5 protein-coding genes are annotated in these 12,663 nt (G+C 35.7%); 2 read left to right on the forward strand and 3 right to left on the reverse strand.

The annotated features are described in order from the left end of the window. Positions 1-192: 192 nt before the first annotated feature. Together FOF46_RS20140 and FOF46_RS20145 are read left to right on the forward strand one after the other, a co-directional pair. On the forward strand, positions 193-1,347 hold the full coding sequence (locus tag FOF46_RS20140) for a DNA polymerase III subunit (protein WP_109436227.1): 1,155 nt from the start codon (positions 193-195) through the stop codon (positions 1,345-1,347). Positions 1,348-1,371: 24 nt separating this feature from the next. Continuing rightward, positions 1,372-1,770 (forward strand): DoxX family protein, encoded by a 399-nt coding sequence (locus FOF46_RS20145; protein WP_109436228.1) that lies wholly within the window; start codon positions 1,372-1,374, stop codon positions 1,768-1,770. Between the two features lie 205 nt (positions 1,771-1,975). Here FOF46_RS20145 and FOF46_RS20150 read toward each other — a convergent pair whose 3' ends face one another. The 3 genes from FOF46_RS20150 to FOF46_RS20160 all read right to left on the reverse strand — a co-directional run. Next, a complete protein-coding gene (locus FOF46_RS20150) occupies positions 1,976-4,924 on the reverse strand; it encodes a carbohydrate-binding protein (protein WP_143917677.1) in 2,949 nt (982 codons plus the stop codon). 303 nt (positions 4,925-5,227) lie between these two features. Then, positions 5,228-8,572: a T9SS type A sorting domain-containing protein gene (locus FOF46_RS20155; protein ID WP_143917678.1), complete on the reverse strand. Its 3,345-nt coding sequence runs from the start codon at positions 8,570-8,572 to the stop codon at positions 5,228-5,230. A 294-nt stretch (positions 8,573-8,866) separates the two neighbouring features. Beyond that, positions 8,867-12,663: T9SS type B sorting domain-containing protein (locus FOF46_RS20160; RefSeq protein WP_143917679.1), on the reverse strand; the 3,797-nt coding region annotated here is incomplete at its 5' end.

A 12,663-nucleotide genomic window follows, 5' to 3' on the forward strand; every position in this document is an offset into this window, starting at 1 on the left:
TGAAAAACTACAATGTTGAGAATAGTTATTTTATTTCAAATGCTGAAGATATCTTAATATTTCCAGCATTTGAAACTTTGTTAAAACCTCAAACTACTTATTTTCAGTTTACATTCTTTTTAAACATGTTCTAATTTTGAATTCATACTTGTCAAATCGTACTTCTTTTTTTCTTATCCACTATATTTGCCTATGCTTTTCTCTAAAATATTAGGATTAAAACATGTCAAAAGCTATTTGACTACAAGTGCTGATCGCAGCAGGATTCCTCATGCACAACTTTTTGTAGGCCCTAATGGTAGTGGCACTCTACCCATGGCTATTGCATATGCACAATATGTATTATGTCAAAATCAGAATGGAGAAAATACAGAGGGTAACCCTGCATGTAATATAAAATTTGATCATCTTGCACACCCAGATCTTCATTTTGTATATCCAGTAGCTGTAAATGATAAGGTAAAAAAGCACCCCGTATCAGATCATTTTGCCGAAGAATGGAGAAGTTTTGTAAACGAGAATCCTTATGGAAGTATTTTTGATTGGTATCTTTCTTTGGGAATAGAAAAAAAGCAAGGGCAAATAGGTGTTGATGAAGCTTTGGAAGTTGTAAAGAAACTTTCGCTAAAAAGCTACGAAGGAGGATATAAGATTATGCTTATCTGGATGGCGGATAAAATGAACATTGCTGCTTCTAATAAACTCCTTAAATTAATAGAGGAGCCTCCAGAAAAAACAATATTTATTCTCATTACCGAAGATGAAGAACAACTGATACAGACCATTCGATCAAGATGTCAGGTAGTACACTTTCCTCCTTTGGGAGAACAAGTGATCAAAGATGCTCTTCTGGAAAATGAAAATATCTCTGATAGTGATGCTCTAAAAATCGCACACCAAGCTAATGGAGACTATAGTAAAGCATTACATCTACTACATCACGATGGTGGAGATGATCAGTTTGAAGAGTGGTTTATACAATGGGTTCGTACTGCTTTTAAAGCCAAAGGAAACAAATCTGCAGTTAATGACCTCATCACTTGGAGTGAGTCTATCGCAGGAACCGGAAGAGAAACACAAAAGAAATTTCTGAAGTATTGTATTGATTTTTTTAGGCAAGCTATGCTTTTAAATTATGGTGCAGAAGATCTTGTATTCTTAGAACCCAATACCAGCGGTTTTAAATTAAAGAATTTTGCTCCTTTTATACATGGATCAAATATAATGGATATCTGTAATGAGTTACAGGATGCTGCATATCATATAGAGCGAAATGGGAATGCAAAAATTATTCTCACAGACCTCTCTATAAAACTTACTCGATTGCTTCACAAAAAAGCTAGCTAACACAAATAATGTAAAGTATTAAACATGGATAATTTTGTTTCGAATATTGTTGCTATAACTATTTTATTATTTCTATTGATCACTTTTTTACAATCTGGAGTGGATAAAATTCTGGATTGGAAAGGAAATTTAGGTTGGTTAAAAGAACATTTTGCAAAAACATTTATGGGCAATATGGTTCCTCTTCTATTATCTGTTGTTTTAGTTATTGAAGTTGTGACTGCACTTTGTTGTATTATAGGAATTTATTATCTCGTTGCTGATAACGAGAATTGTTTTGCTCTTTTGGCTATGTTTTTAGCCTGCATAACGCTTTTAATGCTTCTTTTTGGACAAAGGGTAGCAAAAGACTACGCTGGAGCTTTAACTATCACTTGTTACTTTATAGTAGCTGTTTTTGGGTTGTATATTGTTTCTTTATAAAAAGAATTGTCTTAAAAAATCCGTCAAATTGAATGGTTTTTCGAAGTAACCTCTCGACTCCGCTCGAGGTGACAGAAGAAAAACTGTATCGAAATTAGGCTTTTTGAGTCGAAAACAACTATTCTCGATACAATCTTCCTTTGTCGGATCACTCGAATTAATATAGTTTTCTAACATTGAATTCACGTTAAAAAACTATATTGAATTACTTTATAATTTCGAAAGCCAAAATGGCTTTTATACTTAACTTCGATCCTTTACCCGCCGTAAGACTATTTTGATTATTGTCATTTACTTGTACCAGATCGCTATTATTAGCTTTTAATGTAAACTGTATGTCTCCTATCTTTTGCCAAGTAAATTTCTCCCAATCTTTAGGTTCTCCTTTATGAGATGCAATAACAGGAATCCCATCTTGATTTAATCGTGCAGAAAAAAGTTTGTTTGTAGCCATTGATTTGATAGCTACTATATTCTCTCTGACACTCAATATTGCAAAACGTTCTTGCTCTCCCACGGTATCTGCAGATGCTGTTATATTTTCTCCTTGAACAGAAAGATACTTTCCTACACCAGATTTTATGGCTACAATTTGCCCTAATGGCACACCTATTTTTTTACCTTTAGCAATATCTCTTAAACGTCTTGCTCGATCTTTAGGGGTTTCTATATTTCCAGAAGGCGTTGATGTATTAACACTCTTTACTTTTTCTAAAGGATGTGGCTTTTTACTAGAAGAAACATGATCACTAGAGAAACGAAGCCAATTAAGGTTATATAAGTTTTTACCATTTCCTTTAAAAAGACAATATATATCTTTTATTCCTTTAGTTTTTCCTGTTATTGGAGCAGAAACTACTTTCCAACTTTTCCATCCACCTGTATTTGGTATTTTAATACTTGTTAATACTGGACCTGTCAGAGAGTCTATACGTATTTCTAATATTCCTTCTTGAGATGCTGCACTACTCACCATAGCTTTCATGGTTTTTAATTTTCCTTTTCCGAAATCAACACCTTCATACTTTAGCCACCCACCATCATTAATATATCCTACTTGGTTTCCAGGAGGTTGATCTCCTTCTGTTGGGGTAATACGTGCATTATCAATACCACTATGTTTATCAATTTGAATAATGTCACCAGCTTTAACAATCGAGTTTTCTTTTGTATTGGAAACTGCAATATTCTTTGGTTTTTTTTGTGGACTATCAACAATAGTATATCCTTTTTCTAATGGGTGTTCTTTAAGACTATTAGGTACTGAACTTGAGGTGATCCGAATCCAATTTACATTATATAAATTAGCACCATCTCCTTTGAATGTGCAAACAATATTCTTTACTCCTTTGGTTTGCTTACTAAATGGAACACTCATTAATTTCCATTTATTCCAACCTCCGGTGTTTTGAATATCTATAGAAGCCAAAATAGGACCGTCTTTAGTATCTAGACGTAGCTCTAGAGTTCCTCCGCGTTCTCCTGCTGATACCATGGCTTTAAAATCCTTTAAGTTACCTTTTCCAAAATCTACACGATCATATTTAATCCACCCTTTATCGTTAATATGTCCAACTTGAAATCCTTTTGGTTGTGGTTTTTGTGTTGGGCTTATTCGTGCTTTTTCTATACCATTATGCTCATCAATCTGAATGATATCCCCAATTTTAGTAATTCCTTCTCCACGCTTTTTAGGAACTTTTGCCAAATCTTCGGCTGAAAGCTTATTTTTTACTGATGGTGCTGGTGCTTCTTCTGTCTCATAGGCTAATATTTTATCACTTTCTGGTACATCCTTGGCTGAGAACTTGATCCAATTTACATTAAAGAGATAAGGGTCTTTTCCTTTAAAAACACAAACAATATCTTTAATACCCTTGGTTGTTCCGGTAAACTTGGCAGCAAATGTTTTCCATGTTTTCCAACTACCCGTGTTTTCTATGGTCACCGTAGCAAGCAACGGACCGTCTTGAATACCTGTTCTAAGCTCTAGGGTACCACCATCACTACCACTGGCAGCACGTACTTTTAGTTCTTGTAAGGTTCCATCACCAAAATTAACTCTATTAAATTTTACCCATGCATTATTTTCTATATAATGAAGTTGAAATCCCCGCGGTTGATTTCCTTCAACGCTACTAACTTTTGCTTTTTCGATACCACTATGCCTGTCTATCTGGATAATATCTCCTGCTTTAGGAGTTCCTATACCTCGCAATGTTGGTTTTACCGGAATTATAGTTCCATCTTCGTTAAATTCCATCTTATCCGCGCACATAGAACGTAATCGATTATTACCACTAACCGACCAATCATGATAAAACAGATACCACTCGCCTTTATACTCTACAAAAGAATGATGATTTGTGCCATTTCCAATATTCTCCATAGCAATCCCTTTATATTCAAAAGGTCCCATAGGATTATCAGCGGTTGCATACTCTATTTGGTAATTATTTTTACCGATTCTAGCGTATGTAAAATAATAAGTATCATTACGTTTAAATAGAAAAGAAGCTTCTCTATATCCTTCATATATAATACCTTCTACATCTTTTGGTTGGCCTTTAATTTCAACCATGTTATCTTTAAGTTCTACTACTTTAAGAGCACCTTTACCATTACCTCCTCCATAGTACAAATACGCCTTGCCGTCATCATCAATAAACAACCCCGGGTCAATCCCCTGTATACCCTTAATATAATGGTCTACTTGTTTAAAAGGACCTGTAGGGTTTTTAGAAGTCGCTACTCCTATTCGTCTAAACGCACTTTTATCTGCCGGGACACCTGGATAGTAGTAGTAATACGTGCCATCTTTATAAATACAATCAGGAGCCCACATCCCATATTGATCTTTTGCTCCCCAAGGCACTTCATTTTGATCCATAATCACTCCATGGTCTTTCCAATTTACCATATCTTCTGTAGAAAACATATGATAGTCTGGCATACAAAACCCATTAGAACCTTGCAATTCATTACAAACATCAACATCATGAGAAGGGTATACATAAAGTCTTCCATCAAAAACACGGGCAGTAGGGTCTGCAGTGTATATATGAGTTACAATTGGATTTTGTCCTAATGCCAAATTACAATAGATGAAAAAACATAATGTAATACGCAGCATTTTAAAAAAGGATAATTTCATAATGCATTTTTTTATAAAAATAACATCTTTCGAAACATCTGTTTAAAATGAATATGCTAATCTATATAATAAATGGTTAATTGAAGATCTATCAATGTAGTGGCTAGTATTGTATAAGAGCAGTTTAAAGATATATAAGCAAACCTTGTTGAAGTTATATTTTTTGATTTGGTATAAAAACAATGTTTTTCAAGAATGAAGCACTTCTTAAATTGATATAAATGATTTTGTAAAGTAGTTTCCACCAAAAATTAAAAAGAGCACCAAAAAAAGGTGCTCTTCTCGTTTTTAATATGATTGATTTTATTTTTTAACCACTCTAACAATAACTTCTTTATTGTCTTTGGTTTCAATCTTTGCAAAATAGATTCCATTGCGAAGATCAGAAATACTGTATGAATTCTGAGTAGTTTCTAAAACAAGCTTACCCATCACATCAAAAACTCTTATGTTTTTGACATCAGCATTTACATTTACTATATCTTCTGATGGATTAGGATACATCATAAAACTATCTGCCATATTGGGCAGGTTATTTTCTGCTTTAAAATAGTAGATTTCTGTATTGTTTGTTGTTCTATTTGCAAATGTGATCACAATACGATACTCTCCTTCTTCTTTAACATTGAATTTTCCTCCAGTATTGATATCAAACCAACCAGAGCTACAACTAGAATCTGTTGTAGGGCAATCATTCTCTAGCGTAATGGCACATGAAATATCATCTAGTTTCTGCCAAACAATAGACGCTCCTTCATTAAATGAAACTTCTAATGCTTCTCCATTTTGATCTTCTATAGAAATAACAGGATAACTTTGTCCCGTAATTGCACAAAAAAGAATTTCATCTGCATATTCTAAAAGAGGCACCTCTTCTATTGCTTCAATAGTGACCTCTTGTGTCACTTCACAACCATTACTGTCTCCTACAATAACAGAATAATTACCTGGAATCAAATTTGTAAAAACATTAGTTGACACGGGCGAAGCATTATTTATAGAATAGCTATACGGTGGTACTCCTCCTATGGTGTTTATTGCAATTTCACCCAAATCCTGATGGCTTGTTGGTTGTGTAACAGTAATATCGACTATGAGCTCATCTGCCTCTTCTAAAACTATACTTGTCTGGAAAACACATAATGTTGGTAAACCTCCTGCTTTGCGTGCATTTACGGTGTACGTTCCTGCTTCAGTTAATCCTGTAAATTCTGGTGAAGCCTGATATGGTAAAGCAACTCCGCTTCCAGGAACTAATTGATATTCGTACTGATTTGAAGAATTTTGTACTCTTATGATTCCTGGATTACCACATGCTATTTCCTGAACTACAACAAGATCAATATCAAAATTATTTTGAAATACATTAAAATAAAATGGAAGCATACATCCACTATCAAAAGTAGCTCTAATTCTATATTCACCAGCTTGCTCTACTGTATAATTGCCAATATCTGTACTTACCTGTATCCAATCTCCTTCACAAGCCCCAAAGTCAACAACTGGTGTAGGACAATTAGGGTCTCTCGTTACAGAAGGACATGCAGCTGGATCTAATCGTTCCCAAATCACTGTTGTACCAGCTGGGAAATTTATTGGGACATTAAGCGTAGTACCTGCACCGCATAAAACTATCTCAGGTAATGGGTCACCTGTAATAGGGCAAGTTCGTATGTTACCATTAACAATAGGGTTAGATCCCAAACTAGATATTAAACCTACCACTGGGTTGATAACAGTAGTAAAACCATCTACAACAAAAATTTGTTGAGCATCCTGACAACCTGGAGCTCCAGTTTTCAAAACAGTATACGTTCCCGGAAGGGTTACTGTAATAGTTTGAGTATTTGGAAACACAACTGATGGATCTTCTTCATAGGTCCAGGTATAATTGGCAAAACCATTATCAGCTATAAGGTCTAAGGAGCCAGTGCAAATAAAAGCTACTTCGCTATCTGTAAAGCAAACACCTTCATTAATCAAAGTATTAACAGAACTACTAATATCAAATCCGCAAGCATCTTGATCCAAAATACTTTCTCCTATATTTGTAACACCAGAATCAATACCTGTATATGTGTATGTAGCTAAGTTGTTAATTTCATTAGAGCATGCATCTCTTAAATCTGCACATGTAGGGACAACCTGCACTCCAAAACGAACTGTATGAACTCCTCCATTTTGAACTAAAAGGTTATCAGCAACTGTAATATTGATTTCTCGACTCGTTCCGTTAAAAGTAGCAACAATACCCGGGTTGCTCGTAGTAATGCTACCTATTGTAAAATCGACATTATCAGGAAGTACATCTCGAACTGTAGTTGCAGTAATATCTTCATTACCTCTATTTTCTATCATTAACTCATAAAATAACTGATCTGCAAAATTTACAGATTCCCCTGTGATATCAATTCCATTAGCATCCAATACGCGTTCGGTTACTATAAGTTCTGGTTCTATAACTTCTACCTGGATAGAATTAAAAAATATACTATATCCATCTCCGGCCGATGAAGTAAAAAAAGTTGAAGAGGTTTGATTATTGCCTATAACAGTATTATTTGGGTTGGGAATATCAAAAATATCAAGGTCAAAGCCTAAAGTATTCTCAGAACTAGGAGTTCGATTGGTTACATAACTACCATCCACAGATATTGAGCTATCAAAAAAGTTTCCATTTGGATTTGCAGGAGCAGTAAATATATCTTGTCTTATCAAATCTGGTCTTTCTATTTGAAATATATCTCCGGCAAACGGTCTATCTCCTTCTAAAGTTGCAACTGCATATCTTGCACGTACGGGACTTGGAGCAGGTGCTGTCTGAAAACCACTATATGTAAAGCTTTTTAAGCATCCAGGGTCTACTATACTACAAGGTTGATTATTAATATATCCTTGCTGACTACTTATGTATTTTTTGGATAATGAATTATCTTCATATGCAATTACCAAAACCCATCCTCCTGATATACCATTAGTATTAAAACCAGAAAAACCAGTTGAGGCCCTTATATTAGCAACTGTATAGGTCCCGTCTGGTGTAGGTAAATCTTTTATAATATTAGTTACATCGGTATAACATACATATGGAATATCAAATACTGCTGTATTACTAGGGTTGGTAGGAGTATTACGATATCCATCAAAGATTACCTGTGTATCGGCAGATGGGATATCAATATAATCAACAACTCCTGGCGGCTTAAATTTTAATGTTCTAAAATCAGGCCTATTATCAGGGAAAGGCAAGTTATCATATAATACATTGTCACTATTAGTAGCACTTCGATCTACAAAATAAGTAGCTGCCCAATACAGACCAGCATAAGCAACTTTTGCACAAGACCCACTGCTAGTAAATACTGCACTACTGGAGCTAAAAGTACTTTGATCATTATCAACATCGATATAATCAAATATTTTCTGATTGTTTGATGTATTTCCGTTGTAATTATCACTTGGTGTATATATAACACCGTCTAATACTTGGTTAAGACCAACAATAGTGTTTCCTATCGTTTTTAATTCTCCGTTTATCGTTATTGTGCTATTTTGAACCGGTGAAAAAGGTACTTGGGAGAAAGATTGAATACAGAAAAAAATAAAGGCAGCCCATATGACTCCTTTAAAATGTAAAGGTTTTTTCATTTGTGTGTTTGATTAAATTGGTTAATATTAATTATGGTTTATTACCAATAAATATAGGATAAAAACACTATGTAAATCCCTAAAGCAGGTCACAAAAATTAGTTAATTTTTTCTACCAAATTGATTAGGTTTTACACTTTGTTTTCTGATAAATACAAGCTTAGTTCGATATAAGAAAATTATGTCAAAAAAATACATTTTTAATAAAAAGAAGAGATTGGTTTATATGATATAATCAAAAAAGTCCCGCTCAATTTTTGAGCGGGACTACTTTTTATTTTTAAAATATTATATCTACCTATATAATGTAAAATGGCCTGTAAACTCCCTATTATCTACGTCATTTAAGATAATGGTATACCAATAATCTCCTGAAGGAAGTTGCTTGCCTTGATACTGTCCTGTCCAGCCTTTTTGGTCACCTTTAAACTCAGCCAACACACGACCAAATCTATCAAAGATAGTTACTTCTATATTTTCAAAGAAGAAAGGGTCGTCTGTATTAGGGGTAATTTGTCTCGGATACCAAAAACGTTCCTCTATACTACTATTGGGGTCATCCGGAGTAAAATAGTTAGGAATACGAATATTGATATATGTCAAATTCTGCACTACAAGCACCTCACAACCATCTGCGTCTACAACTCGTAAAACATAATCTGCAGTCTCCCGTATTGCAAAGATATTTCCATCTAACTCTGTAAAGTCTGAAGGTTCTAATTCACTTAATGTCACCCCTTCTTCTAAAATTGTAAAAGAAAATGCATAGAATGGATCGTTTTCAAATTGTCTTCCTCCAGATGCCAAAATTCTATATTCATTAGGATCCTTTGGATTATTAGTCATCTCTGCAAAGGGTATAGCCAGTGGTATATACTCTATAATCTCTATAGTGCCTATGGTACGCACACATAGACTTGACTCCATAATACCTTCATACTCTCCAGGAGCTACTTCAAAAGTTCCTGTTAAATTGGTATTACTAGGAGGGTTAGGAGTGCCATTGATGCCATTTAATGTATAAATAATATCTAAGCCTTCAGATTCAACAATAATATTAAAATCTATAAAATACTGCTCCTCATTAGTAATTACAGGATTCATAGGGTCTGTATAATCAAAGATAGGGCATACCAATCTTGGTTCTAGTGTTGCATCAAGATTAACTCCTGGTTCAATCTCAATATTAAAAGCACCCTGACAATCTGGATTATTTCTAGAATCTCTAATAAATACTGTAGTTGTACCTCCCGGTAAATTATCAATAAGCAAAGCGGTCGGATCAGCAACAGGTAAATAGGTAACTCCGTCAATACTCCAGAAATAACTTGGATCTGCTGGGTCGACTGGTGGCAAACCTCCAGTAATCGAAATGGTAGCTGTACCATTCATATCCCCGACACACTCCTCGGGAGTAGTTGAGTCAACCGTTGCCAAAATAGGATCAGGTTCAACAATGATAATATCTAATATTTCTTTAGGACAACCATTATTGTCTTCTACTTCTACTCGATATGTGTCTGCTGGTAAATCTATAAAGGTATGTTCGCCTAAAGGAAGTTCTGAATCATCCTCTATAAACGTAAATACCGCATCTCCTGCACTATTATATAATGAGAAAAAATATGGAGGTGTACCTCCTGTTGTTCCGGGAGGAGTAATTACTTCAACAAATACACGAATACTACCATCAGTTTCTCCGTTACACGAAATTGGAGTTGTATCATTATTAATCAGAAATTCCAAAGGTTGAGTTATTTCAAAAGGTAGTACTTTATCAACACAATCACCACTTGTCACCGTATAGGTATATGTTCCTGCTAATAAATCTCCAAAGAAACTAGTGGTCTGTGTATCGGTTGGAGTAGGTCCTGGTAAATTTACAGGGTTGCCTAAATAATCTGTACCATTAACTCGATATCCATAACTACCTAATCCTCCAGTTGTCACAGCATCTACAGAACCTGTTGCTTCACTAAAACAAACAATACTAAAATTACTAGTATCTAGTGTAACCACAAATGGGTCAGGATTTCTAACTTGGATTCTTGTCGAAGCGGGAGATTCGCATAAGTTCCCATCACGAACATAGAAATCATAATCCCCCTCTGGTAATCCAGCAAAGGTGTCGCCTGGCTGCCATACTATTGGTGAAACAACACCTGTAGTTGCATCAGTAAAAACATAACCATACGTATATCCTCCTGGAACTCCACCGCCGCCGGTAACTAATATATTATTAGGATTAGCTGTTAAACAGCTTATTCCCGTTGGAGTTACATCAACAGTAACTGCAGGTGGAGCATCTATAACCACTGGGTTCTGAATTGCCTCACAAGCCAAGTTATCAGAAACGGTAACAATATAGTTTCCTGGTTTTAAGTCACTCCATTGAAATGTATTTGTTCCATTATTTACTGCAGCAGACACTGATCCGTCTGGGAATGTCAAAGAGAAGAAATATGTACCTACTCCCTGACCACCTGTAGCAACAGCAACAATAACACCATCTTCACTATCTGCACAATCTAATGTGATTGCTGTAATAGGATTAAGGCCAAGCGGTACTGGTGGTTGAATATTAATACTATCTGTCTGCTCGCACCCTGTAGCATCTCTGACTCTTACTACATAGTCTATTCCTACAGGAGCAACGCCCCCATCTAAAGCAAAACCTCCAAATCTAGGATCACTACCAAAGGCAACTAATATACCTCCTCCAGCGTCTTCTAACTGATATTCTAACGTTCCCGTACCTCCTCTGGCAACTACTTCTATTAGTGCATCATCACCCGGAGTACAACTCTCATCTCTAATTTGATTTGCTGTCACCAAAATAGCAGGAGGTTGTGTAATAGCAACAACATTAGACGTAGCATCACAGAACGGTGTTTGTGTAGCAGTTACTACTACGGTTATGTCTCCTGCTGCCAATCCTGGAATAACAAGTCCGGTAGCTGGATCTGTAGCTGTATTACCACCTCCTGAAACCGTAGTAACAGGTACAGTACTACTATTAGTAGCAACATAATCATAAGTACCTGTATAATTGGTAACTGTTAAGTTTACTGATCCGTCTGGTGGTGTTGTATTAAAACATGTAATATCATTGCCTAACGTTATTGCAGCATCGATCGTATCAAATTGAGCAATAGGATAAGGAGCAGTATCTATAGTACATGTAGTCGTCTGATCTAAAATCTGGAATACATAATTACCAACACTTGGCAAAGTAAATATTGCTCTGGTTTCTATCTCAGGAGTACCTACATCATCTAATGCTCCTGCAGCTACAACTATTGGTGGTGCAGGTAAAATACCTGTTCCACTTAGGGCTGTAAAGGTAAATGGCCCTGTTCCTCCTGTAATCGATACAATCACAGTTTCTGGATTAGTACAGGAAATAACGCCATTATTAACAGCACTCGTATCTCTAGTAATCGTTGGATCTGTCATGATCGCAAATGGTGGAACAATAACATCAAAAGTCGTGAATACACAATTATTCTCATCCGTTACACTAATACTATACGTACCAGCAACAGGAGCCGTTATATTATATTGAACATCTGCAGCTACCAGATCAGCATCTGTAACATCTGTCTCTGATCCTGAAGAGGATGGACCAGTATAAGCAACATCATAGGGTGCCGTACCTCCACTAATGGTTAAGGTAATCAATGGGAAAACATCATCATTTGTAGCATTACATGCATAGGCTGTTTGTGCAGAAACTACATTTAATGCAGCCGTAGGGCCTAATATCGTTATCGGCTCTAATGTCACTGGACAACCTCTTGATGAAGTTACTACAACTTCATATTGACCTGCAGTAATCGGAGCAATCGTATTATTAAATAGTGGACTCGCCTGAGGACCAGCTACTGAAGCTCCAGCAGCAATAGGGGACGGATCATAAACAAATAATTCATACGTATATGGTGTGTCATCATCTGCTGATGGATCTAAACTTATTAAAATACTACCATCATTGCCTCCAAAACAAGATACCGGAGTAACTGCCGCTGAAGGTATTGGATCTACAAAAGTAGGAACCGTAATATCAAAAGTATCGGTACAACCAGGTGCCA

Source organism: Aquimarina algiphila, from assembly GCF_007489275.1.
GTDB classification, from domain to species: Bacteria; Bacteroidota; Bacteroidia; order Flavobacteriales; family Flavobacteriaceae; genus Aquimarina; species Aquimarina algiphila.